This is a genomic window from Hyphomonas sp. ske169 (assembly GCF_056850855.1).
The window spans coordinates 626,593-647,135 of sequence record NZ_CP096146.1 but is presented as its reverse complement, the minus strand read 5'-3'; the positions used below and the strand labels follow the sequence as shown (position 1 = coordinate 647,135).

The window sequence follows — 20,543 nt, the reverse complement described above, 5'->3', positions numbered from 1 at the left end:
ATTTTAGCTGTATCGCAGCTGAATAGCTGCATCTGATGTCAAAGTCATGGCAATTGCCGCTTGACCCTTAAAAAACGCACGTATAGATCAGCATCTCACCGCTTCGGCGGGGAAGCCCATGCGCGGGTGTAGCTCAGTTGGTTAGAGTACCGGCCTGTCACGCCGGGGGTCGCGGGTTCGAGTCCCGTCACTCGCGCCACTTCTTACGAAGTGAATGCATTTTAAATCATTGAAATTGTTGAATTTACGAGTCGCCCCGGCGGCTCGATTCCGCGTCTGGCACGGAAGAGCGCGCACGGTATCCGGATTTAACAGCCTTAGCGACTTACCAATTCTCTTTGTATGGGCGCAGGTCCATTTCGTGGGTCCAGGCGGAGCGATGCTGGGTGTGGACATGCCAATAGGCATCCGCGATCGCGTCTGGCGACAAGCCGCCATCTTCACCAAGGCCGTCGAGAAAATCTCCAAAACGGCTGCGCACTATTTCGCCATCGATCACGCCATCAATTAGGAAATGCGCGACATGGACGCCTTTGGGGCCATATGTACGGGCCAGCGATTGCGCCAACATCCGCAGACCGGCTTTCATCATGGCAAAATGTGCAAAATTCGGGCGCCCGCGCAACGAGCCAGACGCACCAGTGAAAAACAGACTGCCGCGGCCCTGAGCTTCCAGGATCGGTATCGCGCGCTTGGCGGCGAGGAAGGCGCCAAAACATCCCACCCGCCAGAATTGCTCAACCGTGTCTGGCTGCAAATCCTCGAATGGAATGATCGCATTGTTCCCTGCATTATACAGCACGGCAGCGACTGGACCCCGCGCCTTTGCGTGATCGAATAAGGCATCGAGATCGGCTTCTGACGTGACGTCGACCGGCAGGCTTTCTGCCGATCCACCTGCGGCCGATATTTCGTTGGCCAGGGCTTCGACTTTGGCAGCCGTCCGCCCGGTCATGATGACGTGGTGGCCCTCATCGGCAAACTTGCGGCCGAGCGCGCCGCCGACGCCTTTTGAGGCGCCAGCGCCCAGAACAATAACGGTATCAGACATGCTGGATCCTTCTGCTTTGTTGGCAATATTTATTCGTTATGCGCGCTTGGAGTTCGAACGTACAGCGCCAGCGCAATCAGAGTTGCTACGATCTCGAAATAGAGCAGCGGCATAATGGTTGCTGGCGGCATCCCGACCGCCAGAATGCTGGCAATCCTGCCGAGCGCAGCCCCAGTCATGAAAATAGCGACGAAGGCCAGAGCATCGCGGCGCCGACGAGTAATGAAAGCGCCCATCGCGAAGATTCCCGCCGACGCCAAAAACAATCCGCCATAAGTCGAGCGCAACATATTATCCATACCCGTGCTTCCGGTCGCGAGATCATAGCGCGCGAGCAAGAGGTTGGGGTTAAACAGATATAGAATCCCAATCGACCCGATCGATAGGGCGATAAAGCCGAGAAACAGACGCGATATCATCAGACTACTCCGCCGTTGCTGGCGTTTGGTGACGGGCGAGCCATTCGGCTTCCTCGCCAGGTTCCGGCATCACTTCGCCGCCTTCAAACGCCCAGCTTGCGGGCACGTCTGTCGTCAGCATGCCAATGTCTTCCAAATCAAGCCCGGCATGGGTTTGGATCGACTGGCGCATCTCGGAAATGATCTGATCTTTCTGGGCATCGGTGCGTCCGTCTCGAATGCTTCCGAACAATACCGCAGACTTTCCATTGAGCGGCGGCGCAACGTCTTCTTCTACAAAGAAGGCGTGCACAAATTGTGGAGGCGCACCGGTCACAGCACAATGAATGCGGGTGATATCCGCAGCAATTTTTGGCTTGGCCGCATCAGAAATTGCGCCTCTGGCGGCATTGCATAGATAGAGTGGCATAGTCGGGTCCTCTTAGGTTTGGGGATCGGAAATCACGCCGACGACTTCATCCAAGGAGCGATGGGTTTCGCGCACCCAGAGTTCGCACATTTCTTTGAGCAAGTTGGCGCGCTCGGGTTGAGCGATCGGCTTGTTCGCCGTCATCGATACGATCGACGAAGTGCTTGGTTTTGCGGCGGTAAATCCACTGCGTTCTGGAATCGCTCGCCAATTAATCTCGGCGGGCTCGCCAAAAGCGCGTTCAGAAAACGCGTTCAGATTGGCTCGTAGCGTCGCTTCGGTCTCGGCAGAGACCTGCCCGGCTTGGACGATACACGTACATGAAATCATTAGGAGTCCTCCGTTTCTTCATGCCAAATTTTCGGTGGGGCGCCGTTGGCGCGTCGCATGCCGACTTCTTTGAGCGGCATCACTTCGCCATCCTCGCGGCGCGGCCAGATGCGCGGGAGGCGATCGCCAGAGGCTTTATCTGTGATGACGGTGGATGGGCCTTTCTCATGGGCTACCCATTTGTCACCCCACTGCGCCAGCGCAATAATCACCGGCGCGAGTTCTCGGCCGCGCTCTGTGAGGACATATTCCTCATGCGCGTACCCATCAGCCGCCGGGACTTTTTCGATGATGCCGCCTTCGATCAGATCGCCGAGCCGACTGGTCAGCGTGTTTTTGGCGATGCCGAGATTTTCCTGAAAATGCTTGAAACGCCGCGCGCCCATCATCGCATCACGGATAATCAGAAGCGACCACCAGGAGCCAACATGGTCGAGCGTCCGGGCAATCGAGCACTGCATATTCGAGAAGGATTTGGTTTTCATGTCTCAATATTCTTAGTTGCAATATGAAACCGTATACGCTAAGAGGTTTCGTATTGCAACCAGTTTCTGTATAAAACTGATCGATATTTCATTCGCGGAAAGGAACGCGTCATGCAGCTCAAAGTTCACGGCACATTACTGTCACCCTGGGTGCGCCGGCTGGTGGCTTTCATTGAGGAAAAGCAACTCGATTATGAGATCGTGAGCGTGATCCCGCTCGGGGAGCCCGATCCGGATTTTCTGAAGATCAGTCCCCTCGGGAAAGTGCCAGTTCTCGAGATTAATGGACGCTTTCTTCCGGACTCTTTCGCGGCGTGTACGCTGCTCGAGGCAGAGGTTGCGACACCGCCATTATTTCCGGAATCGGGATGGGATGAGGCCTGGATGCTCTGGCTTTGCGACTATCTTGCGACGGCTTTGTTCTCGAAAGTCGAGGCCCCGCTTTTCATTCAGCAATTTATCAACCCGACCTTCCAAAAGATCGATCCAGATCCTGAAATCGTTGCGGCTGCGAAAGCCATAAGGCCGCAAGTTTTTGACTATTTAGAATCGCAATTAGAGACCGGTCGTGCCTTCCTACAGGGGGATCAGTGCACCCTGGCCGACCTCACAGCAGGCAGCATTTTCGTCAATTTCTTCCATGCAGGTGAGAGCATTGACGCAGAGAGCTGGCCAAACCTGTCGGACTATGTTCCGCGGCTTCATGCACGTCCATCATTCCAACGCATTCTCCAGCAGGAACGAGATCTTGTTGGAACGGCATCGCCGCTCTTTGCTTAAGCGGTTTTCTGCTGAGTGGTCTTGGCCCTGTTGTCCGGTTGTTCCTAGGCCCAGTTTGGCTCTTGTCTCGGCACTCTCTCGCCGGCACGTACAATCACAGACTTTGAGCAATCTACGTGCTGGGGCTTAAAGGTTGTCCACGAAGGCTTGAACGGTAGGCTCTCGCCATGTGTCGACGAGCGCTGCAGCGCTGACGGCAAACGTGATCTCCGCCGGATGCGAAAAAGCCGAGACCTCGCCGCTCTTCAGCAGAGGGGCGATCGCCGATTGTGGCGCAGTGGTGATGATATCTGTGGTCTTCGCCATTTCGAGACAGGCCGTCTGGCTCAGCAAGCGATATTTCGGGAACTTGCTCGCTTGTAGCAGCTCTCGGGTCGCCGCAGGAAGGTTTGCTTCGAAGACGGGATCATAGCCCGCAATGGCCCACTCAAACGCCAGGATTGAGGCCTCGGAGCGGTCCGTTTTCAGCACATCATGGCCAGGGCGGCAGACGACCATATACGGTTCATTCAGCAATTCCTTGGTTCGCAACCGATTGAAATGGGGAAGGCCGCGAATGGTTGTCGTGTGATAGATCAGGATATGAATGCGGCGCTGAACCAATTCTTCCACGGCATGCGCGGGTGGCATGGTCTCTGCGGTGATCCTGGTTCGGGGAAACGTCTCACGAAACCCTAGGATGGCTGGATGGATCAGGGTTTCGAGAATGGCGGGCCCGCTAACCACATTCAACTCGCGCTCGCCGCCGCGCGTTTCAGCTTTGACCGTCTCTGCATGTGCAAGAAGGTCGAGCCCCATCGGGTAGAGCCGCTTGCCAGCATCTGTCGGCGCCACTGAGCGAGTGGTGCGATGAAATAGGGCGACGCCCCAGGCCGACTCTAGAGACTGTATGCTTTTGGTTAGCGCTGATTGCGACAAACCAATTTCGTCGGCGGCCTTGGAAAAGCTGCCTAGCCGATAGACGGACTCGAAGTGGCGAATGAGGCGGAGATCAATCATATATTCCTATGAGTAATCAATAATCCTTATAATTTCAATTCTAAGATAGGAATGAGTCGCCTATCCCATCCTCAGAGCGCTGTTCAGGCGCCTATTGAGGAGGATTGAATCATGAATCTAGAAGCGTTGATCTCATCAAAAATCACCCTGTACGCCATTCCGGTTTTCTTTGCCGCAATAGCAATTGAGACGATTGCTGTGCGGGTCTTCAAAGCGCGCGGGAGCATGGAGACAAAAGACGACTTGGTTAGCATTTTTCTCGGCTTGATGAGCGTGGTGACGAATGGCGCCGTCGCTTTTCTGACGGTCGGAATGCTGTTCTGGGCAGCACAGTACCGGATTGCGACGATACCGCTGACGATTGTGTCGGTTATTGCCTGTTTCGTGATCGATGACCTGCGCTACTATCTCCATCATCGCATGGCACACAGGATTCGCTGGCCCTGGGCGATGCACGTTACTCATCATTCTAGCACGCATTTCGATTTCGCGGTGGCGCTCAGACAGGGTTGGACTAAGCATTTCTCGGGCACGACATTCTTGAAGATTCCGCTCGTCCTGATCGGGTTTGACCCGGTGCTCGTCCTGTTTTGTGGTGCTTTGAACGCCATCTACCAATTCTTCCTGCACACCGAGACGATTGATAAGCTGCCGCGCTGGTATGAAGCGATTTTCAACACGCCGTCTCATCACCGGGTGCACCACGGCAAGAACCCGAAATATCTCGACATGAACTATGCTGGCACCTTGATCATCTGGGACAAAATGTTTGGAACATTCACAGCAGAGGACCCTGAGGACAAGCCGGATTACGGACTGGTCAAGGATCTCGAGACGCTGAACCCGATTACTATTATTTTCCACGAATATTGGGGCATCGTGAAGGATGTGTTTGGGCCGGGGCGTAGTTTCAAAGATCGGTTGATGTATATCTTTGCTCAGCCTGGCTGGAGCCATGATGGATCACGGCAAACGTCACTTCAGATCAAAGCGGAAGCCGAAGCGCCGACCAAAACCGGCTACACAGCGGGTGCGCCTAATCCTGTGCCATCGGCTTAAGGCACCCAGCGATGCCCACGCACTTTGCCGTCTCCGAGTTTATTTTGACCATCGCTTGCTTGGGAGCGATGTGGACCCTCTGGAATAGATCCATCCGCGTGTCTGCGATTGCGATGGGAATATTGGGGCTTGCGGCAGGATTGGGTACGATCCGTTTCGCGTTTGGCCTAGGTTCTGACTTTGCCGGAATCCATCGTTTCGTTGCTCAGCATGGCGGGGTTCTAGCGACCGGACTGATTGCACTGTCGTTCGCGAGGGGTCTGGTCTCGCCCGAGCGTCGATTACACTTTGCTAGCGGCATGGGATTGGCGGTTACAATTTCAGTGCTGGCTGGGGTGATCAATAATGCCTTTCAGCCTCTGGCTGCCTTAACGTGGGCTGTGATCATTGCCGCTCTGGCCCCGTGGCAATTTAAGAGCGGGCGCGCGCGCCTTTTGGCCTTCGTCTTTGCCGCAATTCTACCGCTCAATGCATTATTTGTGCGACGTTCGCCGGCGCTGAGCGTAGAGCTGAGCTGGCATCTATATCATGTGCTGGTTGCGATTTGGGTGGTCGCGATCGCGATAATGCTGCTTTCCGGTCGCGAACGTGAGCGATTTCCATAAGACAAAGTGAAATCGCCTCGCGAGCCAAAAGGGGGGCATCGCCAACGAACAGCAGGGCAGGGCAGGGCGATTGGTGCCTCGCCCGATGCGTTTGCACATGGTCGAAATTCTATTTGGGAAAGCGCTGGCTCCGCGAGTAGGACTCGAACCTACGACCGGGCGATTAACAGTCGCCTGCTCTACCAACTGAGCTATCGCGGAACAGCGAGCCGCCTCTCTAGCAAAACCGAATTCGGTGTCAAACCAGGAAATTCAGAAAGCTGATAAAAAATTGGCGGAACATAAAATGTTCCGCCGAGGCATTGGGTGATGGTGGGTGTCTCCAATAGAAGACATTAACCTTCTCCTATATAATGGTTAACAAGGTTTAAACGTTTTCAAAAAGATTTAAGGGAATCTGCAAATCTCTTCAGGAAGGTCTGAAATCTGGTGAGATTTTGGAAAGGGTGGAGGCTCCGGCCGGAATCGAACCGGCGTACACGGATTTGCAATCCGCTGCGTCACCACTCCGCCACAGAGCCAACCTGGGGTCTCTTAAGTCTCTAAATTCGGGTGGAGGTCAGCGCTGGATATAGCCGCGTGGTGAAACTGCTTTTCCAGCTCTCCGAGCCCGAGACACTCAAAGAAGAGCGCGTCTTTATCGCCTTCCGTCAGCGAGTGCAATGCCATTCTGACAGGGTGTGCGGAAAGTCTGTGGCGCACGGGGCAGCAGCTGGCTGTCTCCAACAATCTCGTTACGAATGTGACAAAAAAGTTGCACACGCAACACTATTGCATGCCGTACGGGTAAATCGCGTTGACGGTGCAAGAATTATCTTATCAGGCTCAACTATGGAATCCTCGGGAAGGGGACCCATCAATTGAAAAACGTATTTCGCTGTCCAGCTGGGGGGCGAATACTTGCTGTTCAGGGAGTTCTAACATGCAAGGTAAATTCAGCAGTCGTCTGATGTATTCATCAGCGCTCGCTTTGGCGATTTCTGTCGGTAGCGCATATGCGCAAGATGCTGACGAAGCGGTCGAAGTCACGACGATTTCAGAAGACGCCGGTGAAGAAGAGTCGGTTCAAGAACGGGTGGTGGTCACCGGTTCACGGATCGCGCGAAACGAATTCACGAGCCCCGTGGCGATTGACGTTCTGACTGCGGACGAAGCGAAGATTGAAGGTCTCGGCGACGTTGCCGCGCTTCTACAAACATCGACTGCAGCATCTGGTTCGTCTCAGATCAACGCGGCTGTCGCGAACGAGTTCGTTAGCAATGGTGGTACCGGCGCAGAAACGCTGGCATTGCGCGGGTTGGGCGCCAACCGGACCTTGTTCCTCTTGAATGGCCGTCGTGCTGGTCCTTCTGGTACCCGCGGGTCTGTCTCCTCGTTTGACTTGAACTCTATCCCGCTCGCCGCGGTTGAGCGCGTGGAAATCCTGAAAGACGGTGCATCTGCCGTTTATGGATCTGACGCGATTGCCGGTGTTGTGAACATCATCACTCGCAAAGAAGATGGCGGCGTCATCGACGGATATACATCCTTGCCGTCCGAAGGTGGCGGTGAAGAATTCCGTCTAAGCGGCAGCTACGGTAAGACATTTGAACGCGGCAGCATTCGTGTCACTGGTGACTATTTCAAACGCGAAATTCTCGCTCGCGGTGATCGCGACTATCTCGATTGTAACGAAGCCTATGCGTTCAACGATGATGGTAGCCGAGCAGATGTTATTGACCCGCGTACTGGCCAATTCCAATGCCGCGACCTGCTGTGGGGGCATGTCTGGATTTATGATTATGCGGGTGACACGAACGTCCCAACGACGTTCCCGTTCCTAGCGCAATATGATTATGATGGGTCGCTGGCCGCGAACATCCCGGGATATCCGAATTCTGGTGCCCCTGGACAACTCAGCGTACCAAATGGCTTCTTCCCAATCTATTATGATCAGAACGATATTGATGGTCTCGCGGCTTGGAATGGAATCACTGTCGGCACTGAGCCACGCGGTTTGGTAGATTTCGATCACCCATTCCAAAACGCGGAAACTCTGGTGCCACAAGTTGAGCGGATTACGCTCATGGCAGAAGGGGAATTCCAGCTATCGGACAACATCACTGCTTATGGTGAAGCGCTCTACAATCAGCGTGAAACATACTCAGACGGCTACCGTCAGTTCTGGTCTTACCACTATGGTGGCGATTCTCAGGGGCTGTTCGGTGGACCAGGAACGAACCCTGAGGCGTCTGCGCAAGGATGGGAAGGCCTGCAATGGTTCTCTCCAACAGCGATTTCAGATCGTGCAGACGAAGAAGTTACCGTTGAGTACACACGCTTTGTGGGTGGCCTCCGCGGCGATCTGGGCGGATTTGCTGAAGGGTTCAACTGGGACCTCGCCTATCAGTACTCGAAATCAGACGGTGAATATGTCGAAGATTTCATCTATCAAGATGCGATTTTTGACTACAACTTCCAGACGACCCTTTGTGGTGAAGTCAATGGTGGTTTGACGTCTGTTGCTGGACGCCCATGTGTCGATGTGCCGTGGTTTGACCCAGCACTCTTGGCGGGTGAATACAGCCCTGAAGTCGAGAACTTCTTGTTTACGCGTGACCGCGGGAATACGGAGTACACGCAGTCTTCAATCGAAGGTTATTTGTCGGGCCCGATCTTTACACTGCCAGCAGGTGAAGTCGGTGCTGCGGTCGGTTTCCTTTACCAGGAAGATGAAATCACAGACACGCCGTCGAACATCATTCTCGCCGGCAATGCTTGGGGCGCTTCCTCAGCGGGCATTACGACTGGTAAGCAAGAGCAAACGGCTGTCTTTGGTGAGATCGAGATTCCGATCTTTAAAGATCAACCATTTGCAGAAAGTCTTACCATTGCTGCTTCAGGTCGCCTCACCGATATCAACACTGTCGATGATACAGGTGAAACCTACCGTGTTGGCTTGAACTGGGCGATCAACGATCAGTTCCGTTTCCGCGCCACACAGGGGACTTCATTCCGTGCGCCTGGACTGTTTGAATTGTTCCTTGCCGACGAAACAAGTTTCGCGCGCCAAGGTGTGATCGATCCGTGTTTCCAATGGGGATCAGCAGCTGACATTTCACCAACAGTCGCTGCCAATTGTGCGGCGGAAGGCATTCCTCAAGATCACGCACCTGCGATTTCCGCAGACGTGTTCCGCGGGGGTGGTCTTGGACAGCTGGAGCCAGAAACATCGGATAACTTCAGTGCTGGTGTTGTTTGGACCCCTGGTTTCATCGATCTGAGCGTCGCGGTTGATTATTTTGACATTGAGATCAATGACGAGATTACGACCCTGACGGCACAGCAAATCGTTCAAGGGTGTTACACGGCTGACTCGTTCCCGAACGAGCCATTGTGTGACCGTTTTGATCGTAACCCGGCTGGTCCAGATGGCTTCCGGATTACCGATGTGCGGGCGCAGTTCGTCAATGTTGCGTCTCAGGTCAATGAAGGCTTCGATGTCACGGCTCGTTACGTTCATGGCACGCCATGGGGTGACCTGGTTGTTGATGCACAAGCCACGCACCAACTAGAATCCTTCACTCAGCTGGATGCACTGGGTGAGATTGAAGATCTGAACGGCGAGTATGGCGAGCCTGAAACGACAGGTTATGTCAACTTCACGCTCGATACTGATACCAATTGGGATTTCTTCTGGGGGATCGATTATATCGGTGAAACGGACCAGCAGGAACGTAGTGAGAATGACAGTGGTACAACGCTTTATGGTGTGCCTGTGAACTACAAGTACTACACTGAAGAAGTGATCTATCACACGCTTTCGACTGAATATACGCGTGATGATTGGACGTTCCGGATCGGTGTCTCAAACGTCTTTGACGAGCACCCACCAGCCGTATCTGATGCGGATGCCGGTAACTCTTTGGTCGTCTCTCAGTACGACTATCTTGGACGTCGTGTGTTCTTGAACCTCTCTAAGAGCTTCTAAGAACCATTTGATTTGAAAACAGAAATGGCGGGTCGCAGGGCCCGCCATTTTTCTTAGCGAAATTGATGCGCCTGCTGCGTTGACAACGCATTGCGGGTCGGCACAGTTCAACCGAACTCAGGGGAGAGTTGAAATGCCTCGCGTGATTGCGAATGCTGATAATCTGAATGAGCTGAACGCAGCCTTCGAACAAAAGCGGCTTGAGACCCCAGTCTTTCTGAACTCGGTTCCAAAAAGCGGAACGCATCTCTTGCGCAATATTGTGCGCATGTTCGTGCCGGTCGAGCAGCAATACCATGACACGTTCGTTCAGTTTCCGAATCTGAGGCAGCACCTGAACGCATTCTCATCCAAAGACGTAAAGCTCAGCTGGGGCCATCTACTGTTTTCTGATGATTGCGCCATCGTTCTTAAGAAGGTGCATCATCTGCTCCTCGTGCGCGATCCTTATGATTGGGTTTTGGCACGGGCGCGCTTCTTCTTGTCTGATAATTTTGAGGCCGATCTCGAGCATCTGAAAGATGGCAATGCGCCAATGGATGCCATTCTGAATATGATGATTTTCGGGATTTATCAGAAAGTCCCCACACTATCGGATATCTACACCCATAATTGCGTCAGCTGGCTTGGAACAGCTGCGTATATCGTGAAATACGAAGACTTGGTTTCGCACTGCCGGGCGCTCGATACTGACGAAGCTGAGACCTATTTCACAGAGCTGCTTGGGCGTTGCGGGATTGCCGAGCTTCCCGACGATTGGCGCGAGCGCGTACGGGTCGGATCAGACCGCAAGAAAAGCGGGACAGCGCGAGAAAATCTGAAGTCAGACTCAGCTAGTGTCCCTGATGAGTTGCCAGCGATGCAGAAGCAATTGGTCGATTTCGCGGTGCCAGGCCTTCGGTCTTTGCTGGGTTATACCTAAGCCGCCGGCGGGAGAGATGATGAAACGACGTATCCTAATCATTGGCGGTGGATCTGCAGGCTGGATGGCCGCCGCATATTTAAATGGCGCATTGAACAAACGCGGCACTGATCCGCGCGTTGATATTAAGCTGGTCGAATCGCCAGATCTGCCCCGGATTTCGGTCGGTGAGGCGACCGTGCCGTCGATCCAACACATTCTATCTGTGATTGGCATCAATGAGGTCGAGTTCATGAAAGCGGCGGATGCTTCTTATAAGCAATCGATCCGCTATCAGAACTGGCTGTTCAATGATCAGTCCTTTTATCACCATCCGTTTAGTCGATATCGAATCCAGCCGATTGATCGATCTGGCCGTGAATGGCTCGCGTCTGATCGCTCAATCCCATTTATGGAGACAGTGTCTGCCCAGCCCGTAATTTGCGATATGGCAAGGGCTCCGCGGATGATCGGGGCGTGGGATATGGGCGCGCCGCTATCTTACGCCTTTCATATGAACGCTCAGAAGTTTGCTGACTATCTTCGCGATTTCTCGATCGAGCGCGGCGTCAGCCATCAATTTGCCAACCTCACTAAAGTGAACGTGTCTGAGGCTGGGATGATCTCATCTGTTGAATTGGATTCGGGGGAGGCCTGTGAAGCCGATATTTATGTCGATTGCACCGGGTTTCGGGCCAAGCTGATCGGCGAAGCTCTAAACGTGCCCTATGAAGACTATTCGCAGTGGCTGATGTGCGATCAGGCCCTCGTCGCGCGGATCCCGTATGAAGATTACTATCCCGGGCTCGTACGTCCTTACACGACCGCCACTGCGCTCTCCTCAGGCTGGATTTGGGACATTCCCCAACAAGACCAGCGGTCGATTGGGTATGTTCATTCAAGCGCCTTTGCAGATGAAGCGACGGCGGATCAGGAACTCAGAGCGTATGAAGGGCCGCATGCGAAAGATATCGATGCGCGTTTGATCAAGTTCAAAGTCGGCCAGCGTAGCAAGGCCTGGCAGGGCAATTGTATTGCGATCGGACTAGCTGGCGGATTTATTGAGCCGCTCGAATCCACTGGCCTCTATCTCTGTGACATGGCCGCCGTGATGTTGGCCGAACATTTTCCAGAAACAGACGATATGATGGAGGCCATGTCTTTCCGGTTTAATCGTCTGATTTATAACAGATATTTGGAGATCTTGGACTTCATCAATATGCATTATTGCTTGTCGCGAAGGACCGATACTGCGTTTTGGAGAGAGGTGCAGAAACCCGAACGGATCACCGATCGGTTGAAGGCGAAGTTCGACTATTGGAAGATCAAACCGCCATCAGCATCAGACTTTGAAGATCAATATCTACCGGGCTTTTCCGGGCCGCTGCAGACAAGCCCACTCGCGGGCACCGACGGGCGAACTGCAATCGATACAGCCGGTATTTGGAATCATGAAAGCTATGAGGCCATCATGTATGGCATGCACTTCTGTGGAGCGCCGCTTGCACCGCCGACTGACGGCGCGGACCGGCCGATCGTTCACCCCGCGATCATTGAGCGACTGAAACAGGCGCAAAAGAAGCTGCCGCCGCATGAATATTACTTGCACCGGGTGCTGGGGATGCCGGAGTTTAAATATAGCGGCTACCAACCTCCGGGATGGGCGGAAGATGTCGCTAAACCGCATTGATGAATCGTGAGAAGTTCACCTAGAACCGCGTCATCATATTGCGACCCGCGCGACGTGTGCTATTGGCGCGGATAAAGTTAGATTCTTTTTCAGGGACCGTTTCATGGATTTCGCAAAACTCCGCCGGGTCATGGTCGATTCTCAAGTTCGGGTGAATGATGTCACTGCCACGGAAGTGGTCAGCGCGTTTTCAACCATTCCGCGCGAAGTGTTCGTGCCGAAAGGTATGCGGGCGAGCGCTTATGCTGAGCTCGAAATCGAAACGGGTGAGACCCGCGCCATGTGGCTGCCACGCGATTTGGGAAAAATCCTCCGAGCCGTGGAAGCGCAAGCCAGTGATGTCAGCCTCGTAATCGGCGCAGGCGCTGGCTATAGCGCCGCCTTGCTCGGCCACATGACTGACGCGGTCATCGCTCTGGAAGATGATGAGGCCTTGGTCGATGCCATGGTCGAGCGGTTTGCCGAGATTGGCATGGATGAAGCGGTTGGCGTTCAAGGCGATCTGTCTAAAGGCCTGCCAGACCAAGGGCCGTTCGATGTGATCTTTGTTGCCGGCATGGTCGAACAAGTACCGCAAGCCTGGCTCGATCAATTGTCAGATGGCGGGCGGCTCGCTGTCGTGGTCTCAACCGGTCGCGGCATTGGCGCAGCGCGCATCTATACGCGGGCAGGGGACACATTCGGCTTCCGCGAAGCCTTCGAATGCTGCCCACCGATTTTGCCAGGATTTGAGAAGAAGACAGAATTCGTCTTCTAATCAAATGCTTCGGCGCGCGATTTTACGGACAATCATTTAGCATCAGTTCAGACCGGTCGGGGCGATCCCTCGCCGATCGTATCAAGTACCGTTGTTTGCGTCTGTTGAGGGTGGGAGCGCTGCGCGATCGCGCTCAACATCCGCAAACGTGCCGCCAACTTTGAAGAGGCTATAGCCATCCGCTTCAATCATTTCGCGGACTTCGACGTTTGTGTCCTCCGCCGTGCGGGCGCGCGTGAAGCGCCATTCTTCGGCCGTGGTTTCGGCCGGGAAGCCTTTGGTTTTGCTGATCACCAATCTCCAGAGCGGAACGGTCTTATGCACGTGGAATAAGTATTCGAGGGGCTCAGACATGGCGGGAGCTTTCAGTTGCGATCTCCGCGACAGGTTTACTAATGGTACCTTTGACCGGGTCCGGCAAGAGTATCGATGGCGTGACGGGTTGGCCTGCGGCTTCCGCGATCAGCTCCGCCGAACGGGTTTCTACGGCCTCGGTCAAGCGCGCGAGGGTTTCCTCCTTCGAGAGACCCGCTGGGATTGGATCGAGAAACTCAATCACCGCAGTGCCTGGTTTTTTAAGGATTTCTTCCTGTTGCCAAAAGTAATTTAGATTGGTCGCGACTGGAACAATCGGTACATTCATCGCCTTTTGCATATGCCAAACGCCGGGTTTGTAGCGGAAATGGTATCCAACCGGCGCCAAGTGGCCTTCGGGATAGATAAGCACCCGCCGGCCGTCTTCGCGTGCCCTGGCCATGCCTTCCGCGAGCGAGGCGGCTTTACGTTCGCCGCCGCCGCATGTGTCGATGACGATGGCGCCCAGTTTGCGCAGAATCCCGCCCACCAAAGGGAAGCGCTCCAAGTGATCACCGGTGACGAAGGCGAGGTTTTTCACTTCCGGATAGACCATGAAACCGTCACCCCAACTGGCATGTTTGGGGGCGAGGATAAACGCGCCTTCGGGGAGACGGTCGCGACCGCGAACCTCTTTCTTGATGCCACCAATGAGGTGCAAAGCGAGATTGATGGCGCGCGTATAGGAGCGAATAATCGCCGTTACAGGGCCGCGTCCCGGCAGCGCTAAGAAGGGCAGTGAGACGAGGACATAGAGGAGGGAGAGGACGTAATAGACGCCCGTAAACAAAACACCACGTATCATAAGGAGGGTCTCCTAGACCGGTTGAAAGCTATTTCTGATAGAGAATCGCCAAAATTGTTCGCGTGAAGGTCTCAACATGCTGGCTGAAAGGCCCGGGCAGGCGGTTATAGATCTTGTTTAGGCCGGCCTGCATGACCACGCCAAGGCTCATCGCCGCCATGATTGCCGGGTCGCCTTTCGGGATGTCGCCGGTTTCAATCAAATGCTCGATCAGTTTTTCAACAACCGAAACAGGGTCATCTTCGCGCCGTGTATCGTGCGGCAAATACCGGTTCAGTGAGACCAGGTGATAGCTGAAGGACAGCCAGTCTTCATCGGCAAAAGCGCAATAGGCGGTGACCGCGCTGCGCACTTTTTCTTCAAGCGTCTTTTGGTTCAGGAAGGCTGTGGCCATCATCTCGCCGAGCCGATTATGGGTGTCCATGAACAAAGCCAGCGCCAGCTCATCTTTGCCCTTATAGTGGCGGTAAAGCGCGCCTTCTGAGACCCCAGCAACATCGGCAATTTCGCGTGTGGTGGCGGCATCGACGCCTTCGCGAATAAACAGTTCGAGCGCTGCTTTCTCGATTTTCGGTCGCGCATTTCGGGCGCGGGGACGTTTCTGCTCAGTAACAGTCATAGCGGTTCAGCTCCAATTGTGAGCGTTTGCTAACATAGGAAAATCGCAAAAGCAAGTGAATGTTTGCTCACTTATTCTATTTGACCCGACTTCGCGTCAATGTCCTTTCTAAGGGTAACGACAAAACGGGAGTGATAGATGGCCGATGGACACGCGCCGGTTCAGGCAAAATTTAAGCAAATGCTCGAAGGCACCAAAGAAGACTGGGATGTGATTGCCGAACATTCCAAACATTTCAACCAGGGCCTGGCGAAGCGGGTGCTTGACCATTTGCGTTTGCTGGATGGCGATTATGGCGGGTTCCCGGTCGATCGGCTGACACATTCCCTGCAAACCGCGACCCGCGCGCACCGAGATGGCCGCGACGAGGAATATGTCGTTTGCGCGCTGCTGCACGATATTGGCGATACGCTAGGCAGTTTTAATCACCCAGATGTCGCAGCCGCGATTTTGAAGCCCTTTGTGTCGGAAAAGAACCATTGGATGGTGGCCAATCACGGCATGTTCCAAGGCTATTATTTCTTCCACCATCTCGGCCTAGACCGGAATATGCGCGACCAGTTTAAGGATCATCCTTATTACGAACACACTGCGCAATTCTGTCATCTCTATGATCAATCGGCTTTCGATCCGGATTATGAGAGCGAGTCGCTGGAATTCTTTGAGCCAATGGTTGAGCGCCTTTTCGCATCACCCAAAAACTCAATGTATCTGCGCGAAGACGAATAGCCTCGTTTCGTCAGGACAAGATTTCTGCAAAGCGCCCTTGAACAGAGGGCGCTTTGTTTTGATCTGAACGCGAGAATGAACGCACTCTACCAATTGCTAAAGGGCGGGGGCGTCGATATACGAGCGCAATTGATTTGATGAAGGTAACTCTTTCATGCGGAAAATTATTCCACTGACCCTTGCGGCACTGGCTTTGGCGCCCGCTGCGTTCGCTGAAGAAGCTGCAGCAGGTGGCAGCCTGATGTCCAGCTTGATCATGTTTGTACCGCTGATCCTGATTTTTTACTTCTTGCTGATCCGCCCGCAACAGCAGCGTCAGAAGAAACACCGTCAGATGATCGATGACATGAAAAAGGGCGATACGGTCGTCACAGCTGGCGGCCTGATCGGTAAAGTGACCCGTGTTGCGGATACCGAAGTCACGGTTGAATTGGCCGATGGCGTTCGCGTCCGATCGCTCAAGGGCATGATCGCTGACGTCAAAGACAAAAACACTCCAGTCGCGGCGAACGACTAAGATAAAGGCTGACTGCCATGCTGAATTTTCCGATTTGGAAAGTTGGACTGATTGTCGTTGTTCTCTTGTGGGGCGCGGTGCTCGCCGTGCCAAACCTGTTTTCCGATGGGTTCCTAGGCATTGAGCCGAAAGAAGTTTCCGACCCGACCAATGAGCTCGCGGTTGCCGCCTATGAGCAGCAGCTTCAAGAAGCAGAAGACTCTTGGTGGTTCCTCCCCAACGGAAAACTGAATCTAGGGCTCGATCTACAAGGCGGGGTTTACCTGCTTATGGAGATCGATCCGGCTGAGATCGCCGCCAACCGCCTCGAAACCGTCCAAGCTGATATTCGGACGGCTTTCAATCGGCAGCCCTTGGTCGAGCGGAATCCGCCTGTTCAAAACGAAGATCGCTTGACGATTGAGCTCCTTAATCCCGAAGAGGATATGGATGAAGCCATTCGCCGACTCAATCGGATTAATCCGACCATCGGAACGACCCAAACCGAATTGTATCGCGTGCAGCAAACAGGGGATCAGTTCATCCAGCTGACTGTCCCGGCGGGCGCGCGGACAGCACTGGCAACGGATGCGCAGGCCAAAATGATGGAGATCATTCGCCGCCGGATTGACCCGGATGGTGTGGCGGAGATTTCGATCACGCCCCAGGGCGACAATCGCATTATTCTCGAAGCGCCAGGTGAAGCGGATCCGAAGCGGATCAAAGACATTCTCGGGCAGGCCGGACGCCTGACCTTCAATATGGCCAATCTGGATTCATCTGCGATCCGCGCCGCCGTGGCATCAGGCCGGACATCTCCGCGGGAGATTTTGGTGGATTCCTTGGAAGCCGGACAGATCCTGATCAATCGGATCCCTGAATTGACCGGCGCTGATATTGCGACCGCCAATCGGTGTTTCGATGAAGCGAACTTCCCTGCGGTTTGTTTCCGTCTCAACAGTTCGGCGGCGACCAAGTTCTATAATTTGACCCGGAACAATGTCGGCCGGAACTTCGCGATTGTTCTAGATGGCGTCTCGATGTCATCGCCTTCTATTCGCACACCCATTCCTGGCGGTAGCGTGATCATTGAAGGCCGGTTCACAATCGAGGAGGCTGAAGACCTCGCGGCGATTATTGAAGCGGGCGAGCTTCCCGCCAAGCTCAATTTCCTCGACGAGCGGACCGTGGGTCCAACCCTCGGCGCCGAGTCGATTGCGGCCGGCTCACGAGCAAGCTTGATCGGTCTAGCGTTGGTCGGCGTGTTCATGATCCTCGCCTATGGCCTGGTTGGCGGATTTGCGGTCGGTTCTCTGCTCTCAAACATCGTTCTGATCATCGGTGCCCTCTCAGGCTTTGGCGCGACGCTGACATTGCCAGGGATTGCCGGGATCATCCTGACCATTGGTATGGCCGTGGATGCGAACGTGATCGTGTTTGAGCGGATCCGAGAAGAGCAGGCTTCGGGTCGATCCCCAGCGACCGCAATTCAAGCGGGTTATGAGCGCGCACTGTCGGCGATTTTGGACGCCAACATCACCACATTCATCGCGGCTTCTATCCTGTATCTGGTGGGATCTGGCCCGGTCAAAGGCTTCGCTGTGACACTGGCCATTGGTATCTTAACCTCAGTGTTTACGGCCTTTGTCGTCACCCGCTGGTTTACCGTTCTTTATCTCCGCACCATGCGCCCCAAGCGCTTGGCCATGTAAGCAAGGATACGTTTTATGCTTCTTCGTCTATGGCCTGAAAAAACCAAAGTCTCGTTTATGAATCTGCGCTTTGTCGCGCTGATTGTATCGGTTGTGGCATTGCTGGCGTCAGCTGCGCTCTTGTCTATGCGTGGTTTGAACCTCGGGATCGATTTTGCCGGCGGCGCGGTGATCGAGATTGAAGAGCCCGAAGATATTTCGGCGCAAGATATCCGCAATGTTGTTGAACCGCTGATCGTCGGAGAGGTGCAAGTCAACTCAGCCCGCGGAACGGGGCCCAATGCACCAAATATCGCCGTGGTCCGGTTCAAGCCGCAACCGCCGATTGGTGACGAAACCCCGGATGATGCTCAAAACCGAGCAGGGGATGAAGTGAGCGCGGCCTTGCGCGACTTGATTGGTGCAGAACGGTTCCAAATCCGTTCAGAAGCCTCTGTCGGACCGAAAGTCTCTGGCGAGCTGTTTAGATCAGGTATTATCGCGCTGACCGTCGCTCTGACGCTAATGATGATCTATATCTCATTCCGGTTCCAATGGCAGTATGCGCTCGGCGCTGTGGCGGCGCTGTTCCATGACGTTATCCTGACCATGGGCATGTTCTCATTCACCGGGTTTGAGTTTAACCTGGCGACGATCGCGGCGCTTCTGACCATTGTTGGCTATTCGATGAACGACACCGTGATCGTGTTTGACCGGGTGCGCGAAGAAGCCCGGAAATATAAGAAATTGGAGCTGTCGAAAGTCGTCGATCTGGCGATCAACGCGACCATGTCTCGGACGCTTTTGACGTCTGGAACAACGCTTCTCGCCTTGCTTTCGATCTTCTTGTTCGGTGGCCCGGTTCTGCGCGGTATGAGTTTCGCGCTGATCTTTGGTGTGATTGTCGGGACGTATTCGTCGATCTTTGTGGCGTCAGCCGTCGTGCTGTTGCTTGGCATCGATCGCGGCGACAAACCGAAACGCGAAGTCGAAGGATTTCAAGGCGTCAACTAAGCGACCGCCTCGGCGCTTAGTCGCGCTGTGACCTGCTTTTCGAGTGCATCGCACACCGCATCAGCGACGTCTTCTGCGGCATCAGAGTTGCCGATCGCGGTCGCGCGACAGGCTTGAACGTGCAGATTGATCAAAGCCGCTTCGTCTTGCAGGTCTTCAACGCCTGAAACCAGGACGTGAAGCGATCCTGAGAGGCGAGTCAGTGCGCCGCCACCATAGGCGCCCGAGGCTCCATGAAGGTTGTGCAGGGCGCTACGAAACGCTGTGTTGGCCTCTTCGCTATCCGGTTCGTGGCAGCACGTCTCCCAAGTCATTTGCAAAAGATCGAGATCGCTTTGCTTCCACGTCTCAACGTCGACTTCTGGGCGCTCGGCTTCAGGGGCTGTTTCCGCTTTCGCAACTGGAGCGACTTCGCCGGTAACGCGCGAAATATCGAGTTCAGTTAACAGCTCTTTGTTTGAGCCTGATTTTTTGAATAGCTTGAAAAGTGACTTAACCATGCTGCCACTTGTACAATATGAGTTTTAACAAACGCCTGAAGGATCAGGGAAAAAGAGTTAATTTTAGAATGCAAACTGTTCACGCAAAATGCGCTCATCCAAAGCGTGGCCTGGGTCGAACAGCATGGTGAGGTGCTGCGTCCGATCGGCATGGATCGAGACGCGCGTGACATCGCGAACTTCTTGATTATCAGCAGCGGCTGCAACCGGGCGCCGGTCGGCGGCAATCACTTCGATGTCGACATGTGCATCATGGCGGAGTAGAGCCCCTCGCCAGCGCCGCGGGCGAAACGCACTGACAGGCGTCAGCGCCAAGAGGTTTGCGCCAATTGGCAGGATCGGACCGTGGGCTGAGAGATTATAGGCGGTAGAGCCCGCCGGTGTGGCGACCATGACGCCGTCACAAGACAGCTCCGCCATACGCTCTTTGCCATCGACGATGATCCGGAGTTTTGCCGTTTGCGCTGTTTGACGCAGGATCGAGACTTCGTTGATCGCCAGCCGTTCATGGGTTTGATCATGAATGTCGGTGACACTCATGCGCAGCGGTTTCACACTTGCGCGCTCAGCCCGATCGATGCGTGCGAGCAGATCGTCCTCGTCATATTCATTCATGAGAAAGCCGACGGTGCCGCGATTCATCCCGTAGACGGGTTTGTGGTCGTCAAACCGGCGCCGCATGGCATCGAGCATTGCGCCATCGCCGCCAAGGGCGACGATCACGTCGGCTTTGTCCTCGTCATACTGCCCATACTTTTGAACCAGGCGTTTCAAGGCTTCCTGGGCTTCAGGGCGTTTCGAGGCGGTGAAGGCGATACAGGTCGTCATGCGGTCCTATCTCGGGAGCATCGAACGCTGGGTCAAGCGTTTGCTTGAATTG

22 protein-coding genes and 3 tRNA genes are annotated in these 20,543 nt (G+C 54.3%); 12 read left to right on the top strand and 13 right to left on the bottom strand.

Features of this window, described 5'->3' with window-relative positions:
- The first annotated feature begins 122 nt into the window (after positions 1–122).
- A tRNA-Asp gene (locus MY069_RS03075) sits at positions 123–199 on the top strand.
- 126 nt (positions 200–325) lie between these two features.
- Here MY069_RS03075 and MY069_RS03070 read toward each other — a convergent pair.
- Genes MY069_RS03070 through MY069_RS03050 form a run of 5 tightly spaced genes read right to left on the bottom strand, consistent with a single transcriptional unit; the run spans position 326 to position 2,694 of the window.
- Positions 326–1,051, bottom strand: a complete 726-nt coding sequence (locus tag MY069_RS03070; protein WP_482795609.1) for an SDR family NAD(P)-dependent oxidoreductase — start codon at positions 1,049–1,051, stop codon at positions 326–328.
- Positions 1,052–1,080: 29 nt separating this feature from the next.
- Positions 1,081–1,470, bottom strand: coding sequence for a DUF4345 domain-containing protein (locus MY069_RS03065; RefSeq protein WP_482795608.1), 390 nt, complete (start codon positions 1,468–1,470; stop codon positions 1,081–1,083).
- 4 nt (positions 1,471–1,474) lie between these two features.
- Complete coding sequence (locus MY069_RS03060; RefSeq protein ID WP_482795607.1) at positions 1,475–1,879, bottom strand: tautomerase family protein; 405 nt, start codon at positions 1,877–1,879, stop codon at positions 1,475–1,477.
- Between the two features lie 12 nt (positions 1,880–1,891).
- Positions 1,892–2,209 (bottom strand): hypothetical protein, encoded by a 318-nt coding sequence (locus tag MY069_RS03055; RefSeq protein ID WP_482795606.1) that lies wholly within the window; start codon positions 2,207–2,209, stop codon positions 1,892–1,894.
- Positions 2,209–2,694 carry a winged helix-turn-helix transcriptional regulator gene (locus MY069_RS03050; RefSeq protein ID WP_482795605.1) on the bottom strand — a complete coding sequence of 162 codons (486 nt, stop codon included), beginning with the start codon at positions 2,692–2,694 and terminating at the stop codon, positions 2,209–2,211. Before MY069_RS03050 ends, MY069_RS03055 begins: the two co-directional genes overlap by 1 nt.
- Positions 2,695–2,805: 111 nt before the next feature.
- Here MY069_RS03050 and MY069_RS03045 point away from each other — a divergent pair, with 111 nt between their 5' ends.
- Positions 2,806–3,474 carry a glutathione S-transferase family protein gene (locus MY069_RS03045; protein ID WP_482795604.1) on the top strand — a complete coding sequence of 223 codons (669 nt, stop codon included), beginning with the start codon at positions 2,806–2,808 and terminating at the stop codon, positions 3,472–3,474.
- A 126-nt stretch (positions 3,475–3,600) separates the two neighbouring features.
- Here MY069_RS03045 and MY069_RS03040 read toward each other — a convergent pair whose 3' ends face one another.
- Complete coding sequence (locus MY069_RS03040) at positions 3,601–4,473, bottom strand: LysR family transcriptional regulator (RefSeq protein ID WP_482795603.1); 873 nt, start codon at positions 4,471–4,473, stop codon at positions 3,601–3,603.
- 111 nt (positions 4,474–4,584) lie between these two features.
- Here MY069_RS03040 and MY069_RS03035 point away from each other — a divergent pair, with 111 nt between their 5' ends.
- Positions 4,585–5,532 (top strand): sterol desaturase family protein, encoded by a 948-nt coding sequence (locus MY069_RS03035; RefSeq protein WP_482795602.1) that lies wholly within the window; start codon positions 4,585–4,587, stop codon positions 5,530–5,532.
- 11 nt (positions 5,533–5,543) lie between these two features.
- Entirely contained in the window at positions 5,544–6,137 is a 594-nt protein-coding gene (locus tag MY069_RS03030; RefSeq protein WP_482795601.1) for a hypothetical protein, read from the top strand.
- 125 nt (positions 6,138–6,262) lie between these two features.
- Here the strand turns inward: MY069_RS03030 and MY069_RS03025 are convergent.
- Both MY069_RS03025 and MY069_RS03020 read right to left on the bottom strand, forming a co-directional pair.
- Positions 6,263–6,338: transfer RNA gene (locus MY069_RS03025), tRNA-Asn, on the bottom strand.
- Between the two features lie 246 nt (positions 6,339–6,584).
- Positions 6,585–6,658: transfer RNA gene (locus MY069_RS03020), tRNA-Cys, on the bottom strand.
- Positions 6,659–7,059: 401 nt separating this feature from the next.
- On the opposite strand from MY069_RS03020, the gene MY069_RS03015 reads away from it, so the two are divergent.
- From MY069_RS03015 to MY069_RS03000, 4 genes are all read left to right on the top strand, one after another.
- A complete protein-coding gene (locus tag MY069_RS03015) occupies positions 7,060–10,107 on the top strand; it encodes a TonB-dependent receptor plug domain-containing protein (RefSeq protein WP_482795600.1) in 3,048 nt (1,015 codons plus the stop codon).
- 133 nt (positions 10,108–10,240) lie between these two features.
- Positions 10,241–11,029, top strand: a complete 789-nt coding sequence (locus MY069_RS03010) for a hypothetical protein (protein WP_482795599.1) — start codon at positions 10,241–10,243, stop codon at positions 11,027–11,029.
- 19 nt (positions 11,030–11,048) lie between these two features.
- Entirely contained in the window at positions 11,049–12,698 is a 1,650-nt protein-coding gene (locus tag MY069_RS03005; protein WP_482795598.1) for a tryptophan halogenase family protein, read from the top strand.
- A 103-nt stretch (positions 12,699–12,801) separates the two neighbouring features.
- Positions 12,802–13,455: a protein-L-isoaspartate O-methyltransferase family protein gene (locus tag MY069_RS03000; protein ID WP_482795597.1), complete on the top strand. Its 654-nt coding sequence runs from the start codon at positions 12,802–12,804 to the stop codon at positions 13,453–13,455.
- 81 nt (positions 13,456–13,536) lie between these two features.
- On the opposite strand, the gene MY069_RS02995 is transcribed toward MY069_RS03000, so the two are convergent.
- Genes MY069_RS02995 through MY069_RS02985 form a run of 3 tightly spaced genes read right to left on the bottom strand, consistent with a single transcriptional unit; the run spans position 13,537 to position 15,233 of the window.
- The gene (locus MY069_RS02995) at positions 13,537–13,809 is read right to left on the bottom strand and encodes a hypothetical protein (RefSeq protein ID WP_482795596.1); all 273 of its coding nucleotides are present in this window, start codon (positions 13,807–13,809) and stop codon (positions 13,537–13,539) included.
- Positions 13,802–14,614, bottom strand: a complete 813-nt coding sequence (locus MY069_RS02990; protein ID WP_482795595.1) for a lysophospholipid acyltransferase family protein — start codon at positions 14,612–14,614, stop codon at positions 13,802–13,804. Before MY069_RS02990 ends, MY069_RS02995 begins: the two co-directional genes overlap by 8 nt.
- Positions 14,615–14,642: 28 nt before the next feature.
- Complete coding sequence (locus MY069_RS02985) at positions 14,643–15,233, bottom strand: TetR/AcrR family transcriptional regulator (protein WP_482795594.1); 591 nt, start codon at positions 15,231–15,233, stop codon at positions 14,643–14,645.
- Between the two features lie 138 nt (positions 15,234–15,371).
- Here MY069_RS02985 and MY069_RS02980 point away from each other — a divergent pair, with 138 nt between their 5' ends.
- From MY069_RS02980 to secF, 4 genes are all read left to right on the top strand, one after another.
- Complete coding sequence (locus MY069_RS02980; protein WP_482795593.1) at positions 15,372–15,962, top strand: HD domain-containing protein; 591 nt, start codon at positions 15,372–15,374, stop codon at positions 15,960–15,962.
- A 154-nt stretch (positions 15,963–16,116) separates the two neighbouring features.
- The gene (gene yajC / locus MY069_RS02975; RefSeq protein ID WP_482795592.1) at positions 16,117–16,479 is read left to right on the top strand and encodes a preprotein translocase subunit YajC; all 363 of its coding nucleotides are present in this window, start codon (positions 16,117–16,119) and stop codon (positions 16,477–16,479) included.
- A 17-nt stretch (positions 16,480–16,496) separates the two neighbouring features.
- Entirely contained in the window at positions 16,497–18,170 is a 1,674-nt protein-coding gene (gene secD / locus MY069_RS02970) for a protein translocase subunit SecD (protein ID WP_482795591.1), read from the top strand.
- A gap of 15 nt (positions 18,171–18,185) precedes the next feature.
- Positions 18,186–19,163 (top strand): protein translocase subunit SecF, encoded by a 978-nt coding sequence (secF, locus tag MY069_RS02965; RefSeq protein WP_482795590.1) that lies wholly within the window; start codon positions 18,186–18,188, stop codon positions 19,161–19,163.
- Here secF and MY069_RS02960 read toward each other — a convergent pair.
- On the bottom strand, positions 19,160–19,663 hold the full coding sequence (locus tag MY069_RS02960) for a hypothetical protein (RefSeq protein WP_482795589.1): 504 nt from the start codon (positions 19,661–19,663) through the stop codon (positions 19,160–19,162). The two genes, secF and MY069_RS02960, sit on opposite strands and share 4 nt — an antisense overlap.
- A gap of 63 nt (positions 19,664–19,726) precedes the next feature.
- Complete coding sequence (locus tag MY069_RS02955; protein WP_482795588.1) at positions 19,727–20,491, bottom strand: NAD kinase; 765 nt, start codon at positions 20,489–20,491, stop codon at positions 19,727–19,729.
- Positions 20,492–20,543: the final 52 nt, after the last annotated feature.